General features: G+C 53.9%; 18 protein-coding genes and 1 pseudogene. 10 read left to right on the forward strand and 9 right to left on the reverse strand.

The features are described from left to right. The first annotated feature begins 91 nt into the window (after positions 1-91). Together K1W69_RS03190 and K1W69_RS03195 are read left to right on the forward strand one after the other, a co-directional pair. Positions 92-640, forward strand: a complete 549-nt coding sequence (locus tag K1W69_RS03190; protein WP_220226884.1) for a VOC family protein — start codon at positions 92-94, stop codon at positions 638-640. Positions 641-743: 103 nt separating this feature from the next. Continuing rightward, a complete protein-coding gene (locus K1W69_RS03195) occupies positions 744-1,007 on the forward strand; it encodes a hypothetical protein (RefSeq protein ID WP_220226885.1) in 264 nt (87 codons plus the stop codon). Between the two features lie 52 nt (positions 1,008-1,059). Here the strand turns inward: K1W69_RS03195 and K1W69_RS03200 are convergent, their stop codons facing one another. After that, a complete protein-coding gene (locus K1W69_RS03200; RefSeq protein WP_220226886.1) occupies positions 1,060-1,839 on the reverse strand; it encodes a transglutaminase-like domain-containing protein in 780 nt (259 codons plus the stop codon). A gap of 240 nt (positions 1,840-2,079) precedes the next feature. Between K1W69_RS03200 and K1W69_RS03205 the strand changes: the two genes are divergently transcribed. The 3 genes from K1W69_RS03205 to K1W69_RS03215 all read left to right on the forward strand — a co-directional run bounded on the left by K1W69_RS03205 (position 2,080) and on the right by K1W69_RS03215 (position 4,110). Beyond that, positions 2,080-2,352 carry an usg protein gene (locus K1W69_RS03205; RefSeq protein ID WP_220226887.1) on the forward strand — a complete coding sequence of 91 codons (273 nt, stop codon included), beginning with the start codon at positions 2,080-2,082 and terminating at the stop codon, positions 2,350-2,352. 40 nt (positions 2,353-2,392) lie between these two features. Next, the gene (locus tag K1W69_RS03210) at positions 2,393-3,109 is read left to right on the forward strand and encodes a 3-keto-5-aminohexanoate cleavage protein (protein WP_220226888.1); all 717 of its coding nucleotides are present in this window, start codon (positions 2,393-2,395) and stop codon (positions 3,107-3,109) included. 113 nt (positions 3,110-3,222) lie between these two features. Further along, on the forward strand, positions 3,223-4,110 hold the full coding sequence (locus tag K1W69_RS03215) for an NAD(P)/FAD-dependent oxidoreductase (RefSeq protein WP_220226889.1): 888 nt from the start codon (positions 3,223-3,225) through the stop codon (positions 4,108-4,110). Positions 4,111-4,162: 52 nt separating this feature from the next. On the opposite strand, the gene K1W69_RS03220 is transcribed toward K1W69_RS03215, so the two are convergent. Next, complete coding sequence (locus K1W69_RS03220; RefSeq protein WP_220226890.1) at positions 4,163-5,305, reverse strand: hypothetical protein; 1,143 nt, start codon at positions 5,303-5,305, stop codon at positions 4,163-4,165. A 189-nt stretch (positions 5,306-5,494) separates the two neighbouring features. Between K1W69_RS03220 and K1W69_RS27395 the strand changes: the two are divergent. Continuing rightward, positions 5,495-5,842, forward strand: a pseudogene (locus K1W69_RS27395) (NUDIX domain-containing protein); the annotation flags it as partial. Positions 5,843-6,027: 185 nt separating this feature from the next. On the opposite strand, the gene K1W69_RS03225 reads toward K1W69_RS27395, so the two are convergent. Beyond that, positions 6,028-8,460, reverse strand: coding sequence for a DUF4838 domain-containing protein (locus tag K1W69_RS03225; RefSeq protein ID WP_220226891.1), 2,433 nt, complete (start codon positions 8,458-8,460; stop codon positions 6,028-6,030). Between the two features lie 124 nt (positions 8,461-8,584). Here K1W69_RS03225 and K1W69_RS03230 point away from each other — a divergent pair, with 124 nt between their 5' ends. Continuing rightward, positions 8,585-9,169 (forward strand): YdcF family protein, encoded by a 585-nt coding sequence (locus K1W69_RS03230; RefSeq protein WP_220226892.1) that lies wholly within the window; start codon positions 8,585-8,587, stop codon positions 9,167-9,169. A gap of 59 nt (positions 9,170-9,228) precedes the next feature. Here K1W69_RS03230 and K1W69_RS03235 read toward each other — a convergent pair whose 3' ends face one another. The 4 genes from K1W69_RS03235 to K1W69_RS03250 form a co-directional block, all read right to left on the reverse strand. Further along, the gene (locus tag K1W69_RS03235) at positions 9,229-10,533 is read right to left on the reverse strand and encodes an O-antigen ligase family protein (protein ID WP_220226893.1); all 1,305 of its coding nucleotides are present in this window, start codon (positions 10,531-10,533) and stop codon (positions 9,229-9,231) included. A gap of 233 nt (positions 10,534-10,766) precedes the next feature. Next, a complete protein-coding gene (locus K1W69_RS03240) occupies positions 10,767-12,002 on the reverse strand; it encodes a tetratricopeptide repeat protein (RefSeq protein WP_220226894.1) in 1,236 nt (411 codons plus the stop codon). Continuing rightward, entirely contained in the window at positions 11,938-14,292 is a 2,355-nt protein-coding gene (locus K1W69_RS03245; RefSeq protein ID WP_220226895.1) for a GumC family protein, read from the reverse strand. The genes K1W69_RS03240 and K1W69_RS03245 overlap by 65 nt, the downstream gene beginning before the upstream one ends. A gap of 37 nt (positions 14,293-14,329) precedes the next feature. Further along, complete coding sequence (locus K1W69_RS03250; protein WP_258570788.1) at positions 14,330-15,025, reverse strand: polysaccharide biosynthesis/export family protein; 696 nt, start codon at positions 15,023-15,025, stop codon at positions 14,330-14,332. Positions 15,026-15,495: 470 nt separating this feature from the next. Between K1W69_RS03250 and K1W69_RS03255 the strand changes: the two genes are divergently transcribed. The 3 genes from K1W69_RS03255 (at position 15,496) to K1W69_RS03265 (ending at position 18,779) form a co-directional block, all read left to right on the forward strand. Then, on the forward strand, positions 15,496-15,975 hold the full coding sequence (locus tag K1W69_RS03255; protein ID WP_220226897.1) for a transcription termination/antitermination NusG family protein: 480 nt from the start codon (positions 15,496-15,498) through the stop codon (positions 15,973-15,975). A 103-nt stretch (positions 15,976-16,078) separates the two neighbouring features. Continuing rightward, entirely contained in the window at positions 16,079-17,401 is a 1,323-nt protein-coding gene (locus K1W69_RS03260) for a sugar transferase (RefSeq protein ID WP_220226898.1), read from the forward strand. A 25-nt stretch (positions 17,402-17,426) separates the two neighbouring features. Continuing rightward, complete coding sequence (locus K1W69_RS03265) at positions 17,427-18,779, forward strand: UDP-glucose dehydrogenase family protein (RefSeq protein ID WP_220226899.1); 1,353 nt, start codon at positions 17,427-17,429, stop codon at positions 18,777-18,779. A 115-nt stretch (positions 18,780-18,894) separates the two neighbouring features. On the opposite strand, the gene K1W69_RS03270 is transcribed toward K1W69_RS03265, so the two are convergent. Then, positions 18,895-19,965: an EpsG family protein gene (locus tag K1W69_RS03270; protein ID WP_220226900.1), complete on the reverse strand. Its 1,071-nt coding sequence runs from the start codon at positions 19,963-19,965 to the stop codon at positions 18,895-18,897. A gap of 13 nt (positions 19,966-19,978) precedes the next feature. Then, a complete protein-coding gene (asnB, locus tag K1W69_RS03275; RefSeq protein ID WP_220226901.1) occupies positions 19,979-21,955 on the reverse strand; it encodes an asparagine synthase (glutamine-hydrolyzing) in 1,977 nt (658 codons plus the stop codon). Between the last annotated feature and the right edge of the window lie 32 nt (positions 21,956-21,987).

Genomic DNA, 21,987 nt, shown 5'->3' on the forward strand with positions numbered 1-21,987 from the left:
TCGCTTGTCCGGCTTGCGCGGGGTGCGTCACAATGAACCTTGAATTCCGGAACGCTACGGGCCATCCCGGTGATGGCGAAAGGAGCGCGACATGCGTTGGAGAGGCGTTCATCACGTCGAGTTTTCGGTTCTCGACTATGACAAATCGGTCGAGTTTTACGACCGGATGTTCGGATGGCTCGGTTATACGAGTTTCTGGACGCTCGATATCGGTTATCATTCCACCTACTACATGGCCCGCTTTCCGATCCCGCACAGCTATATCGGCGTCCAGCCGGCGACGACCGGTTCGAAGCTGGACCATGAAGCCCGCGCCGTCGGCATTCATCACATCGCGATCTGGGGGAAGAACCGGAAAGAAATCGACGCGTTCCACAGCGAGTTCCTGATCCCGAACGACATCCACGTGACCGAGCCTCCGACGGAGTATCCGGTCTACGCGCCGGGCTATTACGCCGTGTTCTTCGACGATCCCATCAACGGCATCCATTGGGAACTGGCCCATACGCCGCGCATCCCGTCACTGTCCGCCTATCGGAGGTTCACACGCGCCATGCGGGAGGAAGAGCAAAAGCACCCCGAGTGGGATGGTTCCCCGATGAAGCAGGCCTTCCGCAGGCTGCCCGGTCGACGTTCCTGACGTTGCGACCAAAAGACAATGAGCAGAACGAAGCAGGAACATAATTGCTGCGTTTCTTCGCGATTTATGTTATGCTGACGCTTCGTGAATTCGAACATTGCCCATGCCGAAAAGGCGTCTGCGTGTCGCTGAAATCCTGAAGATCGCGGATTCCCGAAACAAAGCCAGATCCGCCGATACGATGAAAAACGCCAATTCCCGAAACGAAGCCAGTTTCATGGAACAAGCTGAAAATGCGATTTACCGAAACAAAGCCAGATTTACCGAAGCGCCTGAAGGAGCCAATTCCCGAAACAAACCCAAACCGCCAATGCATCGAGATCGCAAATTCCCGAAACAAAGCCAGATTGGGTATAAAATTATCTAAATAATTGATATATATAGATAATATATGATGCTGAGATACGTTTCGATCCGGCTCAATTGCGCTCGGTCACTTCGACCGTCTGTTCGACAAGTTCCGCGAATCCGAAATTGGTCATGAAGGCGATCGTGGCCGCGTCGTCGCCGACGCCGATCCGCGCCATCCGGTCGGCGGTCGCCATGCCCGTCGCATCCACCAGATACCATGCCCCGTCGAGGAAAACCTCGGCGACGGCGTGGAAGTCCTGCGGGGTCACGTCCGGGCCGTAGACGCTGACCATGCGGGCGGGGATCGACGAGGCGCGGGCGAGCGTTATCATCACATGCGCGAAGTCCCGGCAGACGCCCTGTCGCTGAACGAAGGTCTCGAGCGCCGTCGTGCGCGGATTGCTGGACCCGGACACGTACTGGAAGCTTCCGTTGATCCAGTCGCGGATCGCGGCGATGCGCGCGCCGCCCTGCAGGTCGCCGAATTCGGCGATAACGAAATTCTGGAAGTCTGCGGACGGGCAGAAGCGCGACGGCATCAGGTAGCGCACGGTTTCGCCCGGCAACTGGTGCGGCGGCGTGAACGCCAGACCGGCGAGGTCCGGCGCATCCCGGTTGATCTCGACAGACACCGAATAGGTGCAGACGAAATCGTTCTGGACGCGCAGCCACAGCCGTTCGCCGATAGCGTCTTCGGCGGGCACGCGGGCCTCAAGGTCCGTTTCGCTGAGGTCGAGATTGGACGAGAGGATCTGCTGGTCGGGCTGGATGGCCGCCTCGATCTGCAACAGGACATCCGTCTTCTGCGGCATGCGATAATGAAGGTGGGTCTTGATGTCGAGGATCATGGGAATTCCGTTGTTTGCGCGACCCTTAACGCATCATTGCAACGGTGGTTCCATCGCTTGTACCGATTATCCGCCGAGACAATAACTCCGGTAGTCCAAAATGGCCAACATCTGTGGCAGCACTCTTGGGGTCAGGCTGCTATAGTATTGAAATTGTTGATAGAAAGCGGAACCGTTATTGACACATACTTGTTTTCTGTGCCGCAATGCCATGATCGCCAACCCTTACGGAGATGATTCATGCAGGTCAGTGACGGTTTCCAGAAGCAGATCGAGGGCTATGGTCTGACGACGGCGCAGATTTATTACCGCTTGCCCGACCACCTGTCGGTGGTCCAGGAGTTCATCTGGCAGGAGTACGATGTCTTCCCGAAGTTTCCGATCCTGAAGAAATTCCTCGCCTTCTGGGAAGAAGAGATCGAAGGGCCGCTTCATTCGGTCACTGTCGCGCATCAGCGATTGATCAAACCGTCGGAAATGCGCAATGTCGACGGGGAATACCTGATCCACTGATTGGCCTGACCAAAGCAGGCCAGATCGAAAGGGCGCATCGATGCTGCAGGCCTGTCTCAATGGCGGCTGGAAGAAAGACCACCACATCGCGGTTCCGCTGACGGTGGCCGAACTTGTCCGTGACGCTGCGAGCGTTCGCGCGGCGGGCGCAGACGATCTTCACATCCACATCCGCGCCTCCGACGGATCGGAGACGCTCGAGCCTGACGCCCTGAGGCAGACGCTCGAAGCAATCCGCGCCGTCGTTCCTGACATGCCGATCGGCGTTGGCACAGGCGCGTGGATTGCGCCCGGAGGGCGGGCCCGCCACGACGATATCAAGGGATGGACGGTCAAGCCGGACTATGCCTCCGTCAATCTGAACGAAGAAGACGCGCCCGAGGTCATGGCGATGCTGACAACCATGGGCGTCGGTATCGAAGCGGGTCTGTGGAGCACGGATGACGCCCGCCGTTTCGTCGACGAGATCGATTTCGACACATGTCTGCGCGTGCTCGTCGAGATACCGGATGTCAACGGCAATGAGGCGACATCCGAGGCGGTCTCCATCATTACGATTCTGGAGGAAGCTGATTGCTCTCTTCCGATCCTGCTTCACGGCCAGGGCGAAAGTGTGTGGCCCTGCGTCAGGATGGCATGGGAGAAAGGTATGTCGACGCGGGTTGGTTTCGAGGACACGTTCCTGTTGCCGGACGGATCGCTCGCTCCCGACAACGCAGCGCTGGTCGAAGCGGCAAGAGCGCTGAAGGTGGTCTGAATACAGATGTCGTTGTGACTGCGGTTGAAATCCTTCCGGTCACGTCATAGCCAGAGTTACATTGTTACTTTATTACATCGCCCGAATGCTTCAGCGAAACAGGGAGTTCACCCATGCTTTATGACGCCATCGTCGTCGGCGGCGGCTTTGCCGGAATGTCCGCGGCGCTGCAGATCGCGCGGGCGCGCCGGAATGTCCTCGTCATCGATTCAGGCCAGCGCCGAAACCGGTTCGCCTCCCATGCCCACGGTTTCCTGAGCCGGGACGGGACGCCTCCGGGCGAAATCGCCGAGGTGGCGAAAAACCAACTGCTCGCCTATCCGAACGTCGTCTGGGTGGAAGGAAAGGCGGTTTCCGCAGGTGGCGAGCAGGACACATTCGAAATCCGCACGGAGGATGGCGTGACACATAGCGGCCGTCGCGTGGTTCTTGCGACCGGTGTCAGCGATTCGCTTCCCGACGTGCCGGGTCTTGCCGAGCGATGGGGCAGGGCGGTGTTCCACTGTCCCTATTGCCACGGCTACGAACTCGAAATCGGGACAATCGGCGTTCTGGCAAGCCACCCGATGTCGATCCACCAGGCCGAAGTCGTCGCCGACTGGGGCAGCACCATCCTGTTTACGAATGGCGTGATCGATCCCGACGCGGAGCAGATCGCGAGCCTTGGACGGCGCAACGTGGTGATTGAATCGACAAGGGTCGCCGAGGTTGTCGGCGATGACGCCGATATCCGGCTTGAAGACGGGCGGGTGATTGAACTCGCCGGTCTCTTCACTGTTCCGAAGACGCAGATGACAAGCGCCGTCGCCGAAGACCTCGGCTGCGAAATCGGGGAAGGCATGACCGGCCCTGTCATCACCGTCGACGAGATGAAGAAGACGTCCGTCGACGGCGTCTTCGCCTGCGGCGACGCCGCGCGTTTGTCGGGCAACGTAGCGCTTGCCGTGGGCGACGGGGCGATGGCGGGCGCCGCGGCTCACCAGTCGCTGATATTTGGATAGGAAGACCCTCAAGAGGAACGGATAATGTCGAACCTTCTGTCGACGCCGCCGTTCAGTGATGGCCCACATCAATCAGAAAGGAGTGGAGGCCGTAATAGATCAGGAAGGCGTTGACGACCGCGAAATAGTAGAGCCCCGTCATGAAATAGGCCTCCATCTGCAAGGACTTCTCTCGCAGGACCAGGATGTAGCGCGCCTCCGTAGGTCCGCGTATGACCAGAACGAAGAGGATTGCGATGATCATCAGGTGGCCGATGGCGTCGATCAGTCCGAACTTGAAGATGGCGAGCACGAAAAGCATCTGGAAGGCGAAGGCGATCAGCCGGGTGACCACGGAAACGGCGCCCAGCAGTGTGAAGATGATCATCATTTCCACGAAGCCGGCGAGGTTCATGTAGGTTTGCGGGTCGATGCCCATCAAAAGGTCGGGGTTCTTTTCCAGAAGCGGAAAGGTCCAGTACGGGTAGGCGAATTTTTCGACCGCCAGCCACATGAAGTTGATCCCCGTGACCGCAAACAGGGTGACGAACCCCGATTTGATCCATCGCGGGTTCCTGATGGATGTGGCGAGATAAAAATAGCCGATCGCCAGGAAGACCATGTAGTCCAGAACATGGAAGAGGCCGTATTGCGCGATCGCCGCGCCATAAAGGATCAGGATGCCCGGAAACATCAGCGGCGTGGTGCGCGGGTGGATTGCGGCAAGGCCGATCAGAAGCTGGACCCAGGGAACCCACACAGCGTCTGTGAGCAGTTCTGGCGTCAGATAGAACCGGACGCCGAAGATCTGGCCATAGACGAAGACCGACAGGAAGAAGAGCCCGCCAGCCGCCCGCATGATCAGGACACCGAGGGAATCGAACATGCGCAGTCGTTCGTCGAGGCCTGACAGGATCCCGCGCCGGAAGGCAAAGCGATCGACCAGGAAGAAGACGTAGATCAGGATCGCCGAGATGACGAAGAACCAGACGAAGGTCGGGGTGAGGACGTCGGCCGGATCGCGCGGCGGCCGTGTGATGTCATAGGCTTCAAACCACTTGATATGCGCGTGTGTGGTGATTGGGAACAGCAGCGACGCCATGAGAGTGAGAAACGGGAGGCGCGTCCAGACCGCGGCCGCTTTAAGTCGTCTCCCGGTTTTGGAGGATGGCGCGCTTTCTGCGCGGTCGTCGCGCAAATTCTGGGATATCATCATGCCGGTGCGGACTGCTGTGTGGATCGGGAAATTACTTTGTAAGCATCCAATCGTTACCTTCTCGTATGCGCAAAGGCTAATATGCGGGTTTCCACAATTGAGAAAAGGCCCTCTGGTAATCTATATTGACCAGGCCAAGACTGACTTTGAAAGCGGCGATACAAAGATCATGCTCAAGGTGGAGGGGTAATGTCGAAGATCCTGTTATCGACCCCAAGGTTCGATGTCATTGAAACACCGCCAAGAGCGGCAGGTTACGATCGGGACTTCTTCATAGAAAAACAGGACGGCGTTTCGATTGCCGTCCGATTTGGCGGTAGCGTCCTTATGCTCGAGATCAATCGGCCCGGACAATCGTCACCATGGCTGGAATTCCCGGGAGGAGGCGTTGATACAGGGGAAGCGCCGGCAGAAGCCGCCGAAAGGGAATTGTTCGAAGAGACCGGACTGGAGATTTCCAACGTGGCTGAGGTCGGCCGTATCGCGCCTCTACCCGGGTATGTCAGCGAACGGGTTACGCTTTTTACAGCTGTCGCGGAATCGAAAGATACATCTCGCATTGACGCTGGCGTGGGACATGAGGGGATCGTTGGGTCGCACCTGATTTCGATAAAAGAACTTTCATCGTTTTGCAGGCGCGGGCGTATAAGTTCCGCGGTTGACGCCTATTTCGCGATGTTACTCACGACATTGGATGGTGAAACGGCGCGGTATGTTGCATCCTATTTGTTCTCGCTCTGTTGTTTCGGTGCGCGGTTCTCAAGGCGAGGTCCGGTGAATATGAAGCTCGGACGGATGATGCCGCCGAGGCCTATTTCGTTAATCTTGCTGTTTCGGACGACCTGGACAGCAAGAAGGTTCTCCCCAACGTAATCGACGCCATCCGTCAGATCGAAGACGAAGGGAACGCTGAAACCGTAGCCCGATGTCCCGATGAACTGACCGTTGATCCAGACCCGGGCTTCGTCCTCGACGCCGCCAATGAAAAGACCTATCGGCTTGTCCCGCGCCTGTTCAGGCAAGGTGAAGTTGTAGCGATACCAGACTGCTGTGTTGCGCAGGCTCCCGAGTCCCTGTGCATCCCATGTGCTGCTGATCGTCTTTGTCTTGACAAAGCGATCATCGTTGATTTCTGGCGACTGAAAACGCATTTGCTGACCGACTTGTGCGGGATCAAAGATTGTTTTCACCTCATCGGGCAGCGCGACAAGCATTTCATAGTCGCCTGTGGAATACTTGACCGACTGATCGACGAACAGGGAGACGAACCTTTTAAGGTAAGCCGGAACCTCGTTCGAAACCACATCCTCGTTTATGGCATACGTCTCGCTCCAGAGTTCATTCATCGCGTTGTAGAGTGATTTCGCTTTAGTGAAATCGAAATCGAGAGTGGCTTGGTAAAAATCCAGATAAAGTTCTAAGGCTTCCAGCGGTTCGCGGGCAAAACGGATGCGCTGCTTCTGGTCCTGCGTTTGTGCAGAGTTGAGCGCCTCGTCAAAATCAGCGCGTGAGGCTTCGATAAAGTTGTCATCAAAAATCAGCGGGAATGCGTGATAGGAACCGGCTTCCATACCTGCTGATTGCTGATATTCAATTAGCCTCAGATTGTAGCGTTCCATCGCCTCGGCGCCTGCGCCATAGGCAGCTTCGCAATATTGTCGGAGCAGGTCTCGCCAGTCTTGTGATGTGTCCCAGGCAAGGTTCATGAAGACATAGTCCGAGGGGCCGAGGACGCCCCACATCTTGGTGCCTTCGACATTGAGGCCTTCGAAACCCTGAGCGCTATAGAACGGAAGCTCCTCGCCCCAGATCTTCACCTTCGAATAAGGCATCATGTTTTCGGCCAAGTTCCAGGAGTAGCCGCGATAGAGGAGCCTGTTTCCCTGTTTCCTGGAGAGATCTCCCCACTTCTCCACCACATCGCGATAGTAGGACTGCGTCTTGCTCTCAGGGTCGAGCAGGCTGTGGAATCTGCTGAAGTTGATCGGCGCGAAAATCGGTATCACGTTGGGATGCGGGGTGTATCGGGCAGGATAATCTGCATGGGTCGAATAGGAGTAGAAGCCGACATGAGCGTTGGGATAGTCCTTGTGCACTTGTTCCAGAACACGATTTCCAAGCAGGACAAGTTCGTCGGTGCGATCGAGACTTCCGACAATCGGATCAAAACGCCCGGCGCTTGCCAGCATTGCGTCGACTGACTCCGAATAACCCTCCCTGTCAGCCGGTCCTATCGCATAGGCGGCTGCTGTTTCCATTGTCCACTCGCCAGCCGCGATCTTCTCGCGATACGTTTCCCTGATGTCCTCGACCATGAGTTCGATGACGCGTGGATGCGTCGATTCAATCTGGGGGCCGCGGCGGATCATCTTTCCGTCCGCGCCCCTTACCAGGGCGTACATGGTGGGGTCGCTGTTGAATTCTTTCTTGTGTCGACGGATGAACCTGTCCCACATGTGTCCGCTGGCAGATCCTTCAAGGTCGGACCATGTCCCGCCGCGCTGGCGCAGACGCCACTTGGCGAAACGGGCGAGCTGGTCCTTGGTGCGATCCGGATATCCGCGGTACCACAAACGCCTTGAAGGAAAGTCCGGCGCGCTGGCGATATCCAGTTTGTCGATCCGGACAGTCTTTCCTTTTGGCACGATCTGTCCGATTTCGCCGGGCATCACCCAGTCAATGCCCAGGTGACGGAGCAGTTCGTAGAGGCCGTAAAGCACTGCGCGATCGGATTGCCCGCCTATCAGAAGACGATTGCCAGCCTCCAAAAGTCTGTAGCCTTCCCCGGACGGACTTGAAGCTGTCGGGATTGCGCCAAGAAGGATTGCAGGTTCGCCCAGAACGATGCTGTTCTCCGGAGGCGTCTGACCTTCTTGCAGAACCAGGACCTCGAGCCTTGCGCCGGTCATCAATTCGAGATGATCGTTGAGTTCCTTAACGGTCAATGCGCGATACTGTTGAGGCGTTTTCGGTTCATGCCAGACCGGGTCTTCCGGTTGTTCTTCAAGGGGACCCTGAATTGCGATGACCGCGGATGGCTCTCCGTTTTCAACGAGCGTGATTGCAAGCGCTGCGCCGGTCAAACACATGTACGCGACAATGGAGGCGAGCAGACAACCATGGAGACGCGACAAAATCTTTCGTTGCAGTGACATTTTTCGACCTCCATGCTTTCGGCACTGTGTTCATTATATCCAGGACTCGGGCGATCTTGGGTATCATGTCTGTCGTTGTTTGAATTGTGGTGCATAGAAGGTGCGAAGGCCAAAGTTTTCAAGATTGTTCAGGTGGCTTCCGGCTCTCGCGATTGCGATTGTCTTCTCCACCGCCCTTGCGGATTTCCATGAGCGGACACAATCGACCAACATGGATGACGGGGGGCTCGGCGTCGTCTTTACGGGTCAATTTGTCAGGGTGCGAAAGGGACTGGAACTGCTTCAGAGCGACAAGCTTGAAGGCTTGTTTGTATCCGGGGTCAATTCGCGGGCGGGAATGACGATTGAGGGTTTCGCAAACCAGTTTGATCTCGACGATAAACTTCGCAGCGATTTGTCGGAGGGAATACTGGTTCTCGGGAGCCGCGCCGACAATACATTTTCAAACGCCAATGAAGCCCGTTGCTGGCTTTTGAGAAACCCAACGCACCTACCGATTGTCCTGATTACCTCTTCCGATCATATGCCGCGGGCATCGCTTTTGCTGGAGTTCGCACTCGATGGACGTCGCGTCGAACGTATCAGTGTCTTCGACGACTCGTCAGATTTTCGGGATTACGCCAGGGAGTTCAGCAAATATCTTGTCGCTTATGCAATTGCTTGCTGGCAAAAGCTGACCGGGGCCTATTCAGTAGAATGCAGCGCCTGATTGGCGCTGCCAGAGGTCCACTGTGATTGGATGAGCCGGCCCCGTAAGCCTCTCATGCGTCAAGATTTGTCTTGAGAACGATCGCGCATTTGCGATCCGGAACGCTTGCTCCTGCGTTGCTTGCGATGAGTTGGCGCAATCAATTCTTCCCCGAGGCTTTGCGGCTTTGAGGAACTTGATCGTCTGCGTGATTGCCTGTGTTGACCAGACGCAACATGGTCGTTTTCATTTCCTTTTCTACGGCGTGGAGATCTGTTTTCCTCCCGAAGCGGGGTGAATGTCATATCTCCTTTGCTCAGGATTATTGCGAGCAGCACTGTGAAGGTTGTGGCGATCGCCATGGTGCGCAAGGGATAATCGACGACGCTGTGCAACAACACTGCAAGAACCGAGAGAGTAGCAGCCTGGGTGAGCGAAGAGCGCATGGCGTGTCTGAATAGCTGAAAGAGAAAAAGCCCGATCAACGGAATGAAAAACAGGAAGCCGATTTCCAGAAGCAGTTCCAGATAGTCGTTGTGAGCGTGGTTCGCAAACTCCCGGGTCATATCCACCTGAGGCTCGAACATCGGATAAATATTGATGAATGTTCCCAAGCCTGTCCCGACGAACCAGAAATCGGAAATCGCGCTGATTGTGTTCTTGTAGAAGACAAGTCGAAGATCGCCATCAACCTCCGAGCCGGATTCAAGGAAAAGGAAACTGATCACAGCAAGAACCAGCAACACGCCGAACGCTGCTATCCGAATGAGGGGGCCATCTTTTTCTGTCGCCTTCCAGAACAGGCACAAAACTGCGAGAGCTGCGGATATGCCCATGCCGGCGCGCGAACCTACTGCAAAGAGAAAACCGACTAGCAAGAAAGAAAGCGCAACATAGATAAGCGGTTGTTTTGCGTACCACATGAAGCGCCAGGCGATGAGCGGGATCATCATGAATATAAGCGTTGAAAAATGGTTCTCGTTCGCGAACAGCCCTGAGGTGATCGTGTAGGGAAAAACGCCTCCGATCTGCACGTTTGATCCATATGAGAGCTCGATTACGCCGGCGACAAGGTTGATGATAAAACCCAGAAACAGGTACCGGACGAGGAGTTGATGTTCATACTCGCCGAAACAAGAGATAAAGACAAAAAGGCCAACGAGAGGCAGGGTGAAGAGTATCGATTCAATGCTGCCCTGAGCCGACATTGTCCAGAAACGTGGTGACGGGATCAAACCCTCCGTCCCCGGTATGGCGCCGTGTGGGCTAAACGGCATGAACTGGAGCAAACATACGGCAATGACCGCGAACACAAGTGTCTTTGTCACTGTGTCCAGACGCCATTTATCATAACCATAAAATCCGATTACGATGGCGGGCAGCATCAGGATCTGAAGGACGTGGTCCGTCCACAGACGCTGGGTCGTCCCACCCCCGAGAATCATGGCAAGTACGATGATGACCCCGGTGTAGTTGATGCGAATTTTGTCGTTCAGCGAATGAATGACCTAAGCTCCATGTATTGCTGGCGTTTTCTGTGCCGTATCGGCAATTCGCCAGTCCAGATTTTTCCAGTCAAATCCATAGAACGCATTGAAGTTTTCCCAGGAACTTCATCCTATTGAATGCGTGATAATTCGACTGATTTCAGAAGAAGCGATCCCGAATACCGGTTGTTCCAGCTCTCAACGTAGTTGTCATTGACGAGCCTCAGGCGCTGCAGTTCGCAATTAACCGGTGGAATGGTGAATTCGGAGCTCACGACCTGTTCCGAGCTGCCGCCGATGGCGAATTCGACACTGGTCAATTCTGTTGCCTTGCGTTCATTCAGACAATCGATAACCAGTCGCACAGGCTTTGGGCCCCTCAAGCTTCGGGTGGCGTAGTCGATCGTCAATGTGAAACGTGACGGTGGGAGCCGTGTCAACATCACGGCCGTGTTGAAGCGAACGGGATTGTCGAGGAACCGGACCTGAAGCGCTTTCTCGCGCCCGGTTCCCGACGGAAGATCAATAATCGAGAAGTCCATTCCGGATTGATTTTTCAGTTTCCAGTCGAACGGGTTGCCATTGGGCTGCAGGTTGAAATCGCCATTGAATATGTACCCGTTCTCGGCTTTTTCCGATTCGTTCAAGGTGTTTAGAAACAGTTGGTAGGCAGCGTCAGCGTATCCCCAGCGAAACAGACGGTCTGTAAGTCGGTTGATGGCTGGTCGCAAGTCGCCTTGTCCCCTTTTGTTGAAATCGAGCACCAGCCGATTGACCAGCAAGGCGGTTTCGGGACCAACGGAAAGAGTATTGATCAGCCAGACAGGACCTCCGTGCAGGTTGGCGAACCTGTTGACAACTTCCTGATACCCTGACGGATCAGAGAGTATCTGCAGCAAGTGAGGAGTGATGATTTGGCGATATTGAGGCCAGCGGCGGTAGACTGTTTCAGCCGTGCTGACAGCCTGATCGAAATCGCCGTTTCCCACCTGCCAGACAAACCTGCGCCCAAGCGCCTGAATTTCGATCGGAAGAACTTCGAGCGCCGCCTCATAATATTTCTGCGCCTCTTGGTTGTTGCCTGCTGCTTCATCTGACAGACCAATCAGGCTTAAGAAACGCGCGTCGGCTGGTTCGAAAACCGAACCGGTCATGGCGATTTGGCGAATGGTGTCCGCATCATTTCCTGATGCGTCTTCGGCAAGGCGCGCTGTCAGCATTCTGACGCGCGCCTCGGCGTTCAGAGGATTGATTGATACTGCATGTTCCGGGTCAGTTTCGGCGTAAAGTCCGCTGCGTGTATTAACTAAAACGGCGAGCAATACGACTAAAGAAATCACCAACAGCAGTAGTCGAACGAGCGACATCGAAATTGGTTTCCTCATCATCTCGTCCATGGTGTTCCAGACGCGCATTTTCGGCGCCTGCATATGAGTAGTAATTGTAGTGCATATAACGATGAGCGTAATTGTAGTCGAGTTTGTTGATGGTGAACTTGGTCAATGTGGAGCCGACGACATTTGCGCCAGCCGACTTCAACCGGTTGAGCGCAGCTTTCGCCGCCTTTCGCGTAACCTGTTTTGCAGAAACCACCATCAAGGTGGCGTCAGCCTGACGGGCAAGGATCGGCGCATCGGACAAGCCCATTACGGGCGGAGAATCAATAATGACGAGATCATAGCGCTTCTTGCAATAATGGATTGTCAAACCCATTTTTTGCGAGACCAACAGATCGGCCGGGTTGGGCGGGATTGTTCCCGCCGACAGGAAAGTGACGTTCGGATTTCTCGTCTTCCTGAAGATGTCCATCGCAGTGCCGCTCTTGACGACATTGGAGAGCAGATTGCTCAGGCCGATGCCATTGTCGGTGTTGAACATTCGATGCAGGCGGGGTTTTCGCATGTCGGCGTCGATGAGCAGGACGCGTCTGCCGAGACTGGCGAAATCTTCGGCAAGCTTGAATGCGGTCGTCGTCTTGCCTTCCGATGGCTCTGCGCTTGTCACGACCAGTGTTCGGATGCTCTCGTCGGTTCCTGTAAACTGCACCGACGTTCGCAACGTGCGATAGGCTTCAGACAATTGCGAAGCCGGGTTCTGAAACGCTTCTGAAATCTCGCTTTCAGGAACCTGTGGAATGGTTCCGAGAACAGGGACTTTCAGTTCGTCTTCAAGCTGATCCGGGATCGTGAACGTATTGTTGAGAAGTTCCAACACATAAATCGTGGCGACTGCGAAAAGCCCGAACAGCCCAAACGCAATGATCAGGTTTTTCGAAAGCTGAGGCGAATACGGTGATCCGGGAGTAAGCGCCAGGTCGACGATGGATGCATTGGCGGATCTGAGATCCGAGCCAATGCCGACATCGCCCAATTTGCTGATGAGGGATTCATACTGTGCGCGGTTTGAATCAACCTCGCGCTTCAGGATCGTATACTGGATATTCTTTTCCTGAAACTTAGATTGCTCGGCCTCGAGCCCCGCCAATTCCTTTTTTAACGCCGCTTCTTTCTGTTTCGACTGTTCGTATTTGAGTTTCACAGAGTCCGCGATCGCCAAAATTTCGGCGTTCATCTGTTTCTGCAGTTCGTTGATCTGCGCCTGCAGACGCTGCATCTCGGGATAGCCTGGCTTTAGTGTGGCCAGCTTTTCCATATAGGTAGCTCTCAGACCTGATATGGCTTCCTTGTTGGCTTGAATGGACGGACTGCTGAAGACTTCAGGCAGTGCGGCGGCGTTGCCGTCTTCGATTTGTTGAAAATAGCGTTCAGCTGCGAGACGTTCCTGAATGGCTTCGGAAAGCGCGCTGTTTATCTCACTGATATTCCCTGAAACAAGAGAGGCGTCGTCGCCGGTCAGGGTTATGCCATTTTGCTGGGCGTATTGGACAAGCGCTTTTTCCGAATCCTGAAGCTGTATTTTTGTTTCCCGGACCTGATCCTCGATAAATTGACGAGCAAGAGTGGTGGTTTCGCTTTTCTGGTCTATGTTCTGATCGATATAGCTCTTTGCGAGCTGATTGGCCACGAGAGACGTGTATTTGGCGACCGGGTGATGATATTCAAGGTTGATCAGACTGGTGCCTCTGACCGGTGTCGCAGATGCCCCCTGCCTTACAAGATTGACAGCGATTGACTCGCGTCTCTCCGGTGACCAATCCGCAACGTTGTTAGAGGAACTCGTGCCGAAAGCCTTGTGAAAGATATTCATCAAGGAAAACGACGGCTTTGGCGCCAGAAACTCGGGATCTTCGGTGAGATTCAGCGCGAAAACGACACGGCGCGCCAGATCTCGCGACAGCATCTTCTGTCGAGCCGTTTCAAACGCAAAGCTGTCGTTTCTCTGAGAAACAACCTCCAGATCTTCTATAACGCGCGCGCCCTGCGTAAGAATTTCCACCTTTGTAGAAGCCTTGTAGTAGGGCGTCTGCATAAATGTGAAGAGAACGCCGCAAACAACGCCTACAAAAAGGAACGATGCGATCATCCAGCGATAATGAACCGCAAACCAGAGGAGTTTTAACGGATCAAAGCCATCTTCATCCTGCGCGGGTTCGGCGTATGGTCCATACCCATATGGATGATGATGTACAGGATAAGCCGGCACGCCCCCTTGCTGCCCCGGATAAACCATGGGGACCGGTGGTTGGTCACGCATCATGTGACAAATCCCGTTGGTGTCTCATCGTACAAGGGTATCATATCCCGGGCACCAGACCTGTGGCGGAGGTGGCGATGCCAAGGGCTTCCCTCAGGTTCTTGGCAGCAACTTTGCCTGCAGAGGTGAATGAGACGACGACATCGCCCCCGTATATTCTGGGGTCAGGCTGTTTGCCTGCCCGAATGGATTTGATGCTGTAGTTTGCTACAAGCGTCTTGTCGCCGAACTTCCGGAAAACGTAGACCTTGCTGTCATCTGCGATGTTGGAGAGACCGCCAGCCAAAGCGAAAGACTGAACCAATGTCATGTTGCTCGTCACCGGATAAATGCCGGGTTTCGAAAATTCTCCATCCATTGTTACCCGTTGCCCGGCAGATTCCGTCATGAAGATCGTTACTTCAGGCGACTGAAGGTACTTGGCTCCGTAAATGCGTTCGATTTCCGCTTCGGCTGATGGAACGGTTTTGCCAGCGACCTCGACGGCGCCTATCAGCGGGAGTGATATTTTGCCATTGGAGTCCACCCGCACCGTTCGGTCGAGGTCGTCGACCTGGAAGACATCAACTTCGAGAAGATCGCTTGCCGAAATCAATTCGTCTGCTCCGCTGTTCGTATTGGGCGGAGGAGGCAGGACTTTGACGACCTTGAGGTTTCCGTCTGTTGCGCCGACATTTCCAACCTCATTGACCGACGAAAGGGAATCGGAGGTATTGTTGCAGGCGGTCAGGAACATTAGACCGACGATTGCACATGCTGTTGCAAAATATCGAGTATTTACTCTAACCATCAAATTCATCGCCCGTATGAATCGCAAACTGCATCTGCGTCCAAACTCGGAAGTGGCAGTCAGTCATCCTGCAATCGCTCGGTTGTCGCGCCAAAACGCTCACGCTGACTTGCCCGCGAGACGTTGTTACGAACTTACGTACCATCTAAGGCCTAATCAAGCATGAATCGTCTGCTCGATGATTGGTGCAAGCGCGAGTTGTCCAAAAACTGTATCCCGAATCTCATTTTCGGCAATTCACCATGCTACTTCGAACAAAGTTGCGCCAAGGTACATTAAACTCCTGAAAATTGCTGAAACAAAATGTCATGTTGTTTCCGTATGTCTTGTGATTAAGACGATGTAAGTACGTCATCATGTAGATTGACGATTGGTAATGGCGTTATTGCAAGGGCACGCATGTGGTGAAATGGAGTGTGGTGGCGACGAAGCCGGCGCGAGAGCGTCTGGCCTGCACACAACTGAAAAATCAAGGTTTTGAAGTATTCTTCCCCGAGATCAGAAAAATCGTGTTGCGGGGAGGTCTGGAACGCGCACTCAGGAAACCTCTTTTCCCGGGATATCTGTTTGTCGCATACGAAGAAGACGCTACTCGCTGGAGATCCATAAACGGAACTCTGGGGGTTAAAAACCTTCTCATGCAAAGTCAAAAGCCTGGCGTTTTGCCGAGCGGGTTTGTAGAAGCGCTGCAGGAAAACTGCTCTGGTGATGGCCTTGTCGAGCAGTATCGGTTTTTAAGTGTCGGCGACAACGCCTCATTTGCCCGCGGGGCCTTCGCCACCCACATCGGAAAGTTGCTGGAGGTTGACGCAAAAGGCAGGGTTGCAATACTTCTTAATCTTCTGGCGTCAGAACGGCGGGTCGTCACGCGCTTGGAAAATTTGACGCCAGTCTGAACAACTGATGTTATGCTTGTATGTCAATCATATCTGAGATGAATGCTCCATTGTGCAGGAAGTGCGATGTTCCCGGGGCTTTTGCCCTTGAAAGGAGTTCGTGATGTACAAACACGCGACGACAATCGATATCAAGGGTCCTGAAAGCCTGTCTGCGAGCCAACCGCTTTACCAGAGCACGAAACCGATCATTACCAGATTGCGGGTCCAGCTTTTGGGCGCTCTTTTATTCTGCGTGTTTTTGCCGGCGGTTGTGCGCGCGGGCCAACTCGATCTTACACGCCAGGACACAGTTTTCTTTGCAGCAATTGGCGCGACACTTTCAGTTCTTTTTGGCTTGTTCCTGGTCCGCCGGCTCAGCGACTATCCGGGCGTCAAATCCGGTACACACGTCCTGATTTCGATATCTATCCCGTTTGGTCTCATGGCCGCCGCGTTTCTTTTCTTCCGCCTTGACTATAGCCGGTTTGTATTCATAGCGAGCTACATTCTGTCCCTGGTCTGGTTTCTTGGCATACATTTTTTCGTTTTAACGCGCGTAAAACCACGTCTGCTGGTGGTCCCGGGCGGCAACGCCGACAAGTTGATCGGTATCCCTGATGTTGAATGGGTCTGGCTTACGAAACCCGAAGACGCGTACGGTCGATCCAACGCTATCGTCGCTGATCTCAGATTTGATCTTTCGGAGAAGTGGCAGCGGTTCATTGCCGATTGCGTCATCAACGGAGTTCCGGTCTATCACTCCAAACAGGTGGCCGAGTCCGTTACCGGGAAAGTCTCCATCGAGCATCTTTCAGAAAACAATTTTGGTTCGCTTATCCCGAATATGGCGTATCTGAAGATCAAGCAGCTGTTCGATCTGGCGTTTGCGCTCCTGGCGCTTCCATTTTTCATTTTTTTGTACCTTCTGGTTGCTCCCGTTATTCTTCTGAGTATGGGCCGTCCGGTGTTTTACACCGACCGCAGGATCGGGTATCGTGGACAGGCGTTCAACGCATACAAGTTTCGCACAATGCGAAATGAGGTCGCGAACGAAGCCAACCAACTCGAAGCCTCGATGACGAAGGAAGACGATGCGCGCATCACGCCGTTCGGTCGCGTTCTTAGAAAGTTTCGCATCGATGAAACGCCGCAGATCCTGAATGTTCTTCTGGGGCAGATGAGTTGGATCGGACCAAGACCGGAGGCTGTCGCCTTGTCGAGGTCTTATGAGGCGGCTCTGCCGTTTTATCGCTATCGCCATGCGGTAAGGCCCGGAATTTCTGGTTGGGCTCAAGTCAACCAGGGCCATGTCACGTCCACATCTGACGTGCATCACAAGCTTCAGTACGACTTTTTCTACATCAAGCAAGTCTCTCCATGGCTTGATATACTGATCGTCATGCGAACGGTTCGTACAGTTTTGTCCGGTTTCGGCGCCAAGTAGCAAAGAGTTCAAGGAAGGGCGATCAATGCGCATAGTGATGATAGGGGCCGGCTATGTCGGCCTGGTTTCCGGGGCCTGTTTCGCCGATTTCGGTCATAATGTGATATGTGTCGACAAGGATGCGCAACGGCTGGACGCGTTGCGAAATGGCCGGATGCCGATTTTTGAGCCTGGGCTAGACGTACTTGTCGAAGAAAACAGTGAACAGGGTCGGTTGGGGTTTACCGACAACCTGATTGAAGCTGTATCCCAGGCGGACATTGTCTTCATTGCTGTAGGAACGCCGTCCCGCCGCGGCGATGGATATGCGGATCTGTCATACGTCTATGGGGCCGCCCGCGAAATAGCCGCCGCCATGAGCGGCTTTACGGTCATTGTGACCAAGTCAACCGTGCCCGTTGGCACTGGCGATGAGGTCGAACGGATTGTCGCGGAGACCAACCCCAAGGCGGAATTCGCCGTTGTTTCAAACCCGGAATTTCTACGCGAAGGATCTGCGATCGAGGACTTCAAACGGCCGGACCGCATCGTTATCGGAACGGACAACGAAAAAGCGCGCAAGCTTATGGAGGAAGTCTATCGCCCGCTCTATCTGAACGCTTCTCCAATCCTGCACATGAACCGACGAACCGCTGAACTGACAAAGTATGCAGCCAACGCATTCCTGGCGATGAAGATCACCTTCATAAATGAAATGGCCGACCTCTGTGAGCAAGTCGGCGCGGACATCCAGGATGTTTCGCGTGGCATGGGTATGGATCAACGGATCGGTGCGAAATTCCTGCATGCCGGGCCGGGTTATGGCGGATCGTGTTTTCCCAAGGATACCTTGGCGCTTGTCAAGACAGCGCAGGACGCCGACAGTCCGACGCGACTGATCGAGGCGACGGTGTCTGTGAACGAACAGCGCAAGCGCGCTATGGCAAGAAAGGTCATTCGCGCAGTCGGCGGAAAGGTGAGGGGGAAGACGATCGGAATTCTGGGTCTGACGTTCAAGCCGAATACCGACGACATGCGGGAATCTCCAGCCATCTCTATCATTCAGACGCTTGTCGACAAGGGGGCGGAGATCAAGGCCTATGATCCGGAAGGGATGGATCAGGCAAAGCCGTTGCTCCCTCCGAATGTGAAGTATTGCAAAACTCCCTATGAAGTTGCCGAAGAGGCTTCAGCGCTGGTTATTGTTACGGAGTGGAATGTATTCCGATCTCTCGATCTCGATCGTTTGAAAACCGTAATGGCGTCTCCGGTTCTCGTCGACCTTCGCAACATCTACAGGCCTGAACAGGTGCGTCAGGCTGGCTTCACATATGCATGTATTGGTCGTGGCGATCGAGGTTTACTCGATGCTCCAGAGGCTGCCCGGGCAGCGGAATAAAATAGCGCAAGAAAACATTTACTTCAGGTTTTTAAATATACCGTGAAATACTGATCGTAAGAAATCGCGCTAACTAGAGAATTTTGGATGCGATGTTAACAGTTTGGCTGAAAAACTAAGCAATTCCTATTGAGTAAGGTAACCAATAACTGGAATGATTAGCAAAATTGAGCCAAACGAACATTGCCAGCGCGTAATACAGAATTATCCATATCGTAATATTCTGATTCCGGCTTCTGTACTTTCTAAAAGCATCCGGAATGTGTGAAAATACGAACAACTGCAGTGGAATTATATATAGTGCCATTCGATCGAGCGCTGTGCTCAAATTTGTGACGAAAAAAGCAACAAATGTGGCAATAGCAATGACGGAAAACAACGACCACAATTTTCTTTCACTTGGAGCTAACACTAGTCGATTTCGGTATATCAAAAACAAGACCGCTGGAACAAGATTCATAGAGAGTCGAATTAAGGCACCTTGAGATTGTATATTTGCGTCAGTGTAGGTCTGTATCAGTTGATCGGCTGAATCTTCCAGGAGAACGAAGTAACCAACTAATGTCGCACCGGCAGCGATGCCAAGTGAGAGCCATCGATTTTTGGATATAGATAATCCAGCAATTGGTATAATCAGAACAGCGGATTTATGAAATAGCGCCCCCAGTAGAACCCAAACTGCGAAAGCTACCAACCTGCGTCGCGAAAGCATCACCAGCCCGATCATTACCAATCCGAGCGCGATTGACTGGCGTGTATAGCCCATGGCGACGACCGTAACGAGATAAGGCATCGCGCAGGCTAGTGCGACCCAAGGTCGTGGCAAACTTTGACAAAAAACAACCAGTCCGGTCGAAAAAATCAATGCGCTTAGAGTATTGACGCCAGTTATTCCAAAACCAAAACGTACCGAGATAATGTTAAGGGCCCAGTATCCGGGGTCTTCCACTGTAACTAAATCAGTGAAATTCAGATTCATAGCGCCGAAGAGGTAGCGAAAGTAATTACCCCAGTCCCCCCCGACCTCATAGCGGAAGCCAACCACAACCGTCAGAATCAGGATCGTGAACATCCAAGCGGAATCAATCCGAACTGGTATCGTGCCGTCTGCGCGCACATTAATGCGCGGGGCGGAACTCAGTGCTATTACTGCGGGTAAAATGAAGAAAATCCAGTAGGGCAGCATATGAACCGCTCAATCAACAAGCAGAAAGACGTGTATCGGCTGACTGTGGAACAACAAAATGATGACGATATTGGTTCAGCCACGCCAAAAGCATAAGAATTGTCCAAAGTTTGGTTCCGTTGTTTACCGAACCCGCTTGATGACACGTCCACAACTCACGCACAGGGATGGGCTTGAGCCCCGCCAGTCCAAAAAGCGTATCATCTGACAGGAGCTCCTCGGCCCAATCGCGTAAGTCACCACGCAGCCACCGATCCAGGGGAACTGCGAAACCCTGTTTCGGGCGTTCGATTAGGTCTCTGGGAACATGCCGATCAAGAATCGATCGAAGCACATGTTTGCCGATACCGTTGGCCATTTTCGCTTCGGGAGGCAGTCCCCAGGCTGCTGTTATCACTCGCGAATCCAGAAAAGGCGCCCTCGTTTCGAGCGATGCTGCCATTGCTGCACGATCCACTTTTACCAGTATGTCACCTGGCAGGTATGTCACAGTGTCCATCGCCATTAGCCACTCGGCGCCTTTGAGAGGAAAAGAAATTTCCGGAATTGTCACGGCGGTTGTGCCCGACATCAGATGTTCGGGGTCATGGATGCCCCGGGTGAAAAATTGATAAAGAGCCGGCAGGTCATCAATGTCGCCCAAGTGCGGCGAAAGTTTTGCGGCTTTGTCAAGAGCTGTAACCGGCAATTGCATCCTTGATGCCACACGACGCAGCCACCCGTCTTCCGACGTGATTTTGGGGGCCACAGCCGAAACGATTTGTCCTGCTGAGCGACGCAGGCCGCGCGGCACTCTCTGCAATCTGGACAAGAGCTGCGGCCCGAAAACGTAGCGGTTGTAACCTCCAAATACTTCGTCGCCCCCATCCCCTGTCAACGCCACCGTGACAACCTTGCGCGCTTCACGGCATAAAAGCACTGTCGGAATCTGTGAGGAATCGGCAAAGGGTTCATCGTAGATTTCCGGCAGAGTTGTGATCACCCCGAGAGCGTCCTGCTCGGACAGTATGAATTCCGTGTGATCTGTCCCGAGATGCTGAGCAACCGCGGCGGCGTGCGGGGCCTCGTTGAAACGCGCTTCACTAAACCCGATGGCGAAGGTGCGAACTGGTTGTGCGCTTCTACGCTGCATTAATGCTGCAACAAGCGAAGAATCAACGCCACCGGATAGAAAGCAGCCCAATGGTACATCGCTCAGCATCTGTTCTTCGACAACTGTACGCAGAACCTCTTCAAGACGTTCGAGACCATTCTCTAGTTGCACTGTGCGCCTTCTAAGACCATTTTCAAGAAGGTCCTGGAATGTTTCATAGTCTTGGATCTCGGGGGGTGACGCCTCCAATGAAACGCTCGTCACGCATCCAGGCGAGATCTTTTGGATGCCCTCGAATATGCAATGAGTTTCCGGGACGTATCCATAGGCCAGAAATGCGGCGACGGCATCGCGACATAGGCGCGCCTCAAATCCAGGTACGGCAAGTATCGCTTTCAACTCCGATCCAAAGGCCCAGCCGTCAGAGAGTCGCGCAAGATAGAGCGGCTTTTCACCCATCCGGTCCCGCATGAAATGAAGCCGTTTTTCCTGGCGATCCCAGAGCGCTAGAGCGAACATGCCGTGGGCACGATGAACGGCCTCTCGCAGGCCCCAGTGAACGATCGCCGCGAGCAGGGTTTCAGTATCCGAGTTTCCGCGCCATGCAGACGCGATTGTTCGCTGATCGAGATCAGCTCGCAGGTCTAGGTGATTGTAGATTTCACCATTGAAAGCGATGACATAGCGTTCGCATGTTGAAATCATCGGCTGTGCGCCGGCAGGGCTCAGATCAAGGATGGACAGTCGCCGATGACCGATAGCCACACCCGCCTCTCGATCTACCCAGATACCTGCAGCATCCGGCCCCCGGTGACGCAGGGTATTGGCCATATTATCTACGGTTTCGGCCAATGTTTCTGCCGAGGCTTTTGATACTATACCGCAAATACCACACATGTTAGCTTACTGGTTTACAATTGAATAAGAAT

Origin of the sequence: Flavimaribacter sediminis (assembly GCF_019492055.1) — a bacterium.
GTDB classification, from domain to species: Bacteria; Pseudomonadota; Alphaproteobacteria; order Rhizobiales; family Rhizobiaceae; genus Flavimaribacter; species Flavimaribacter sediminis.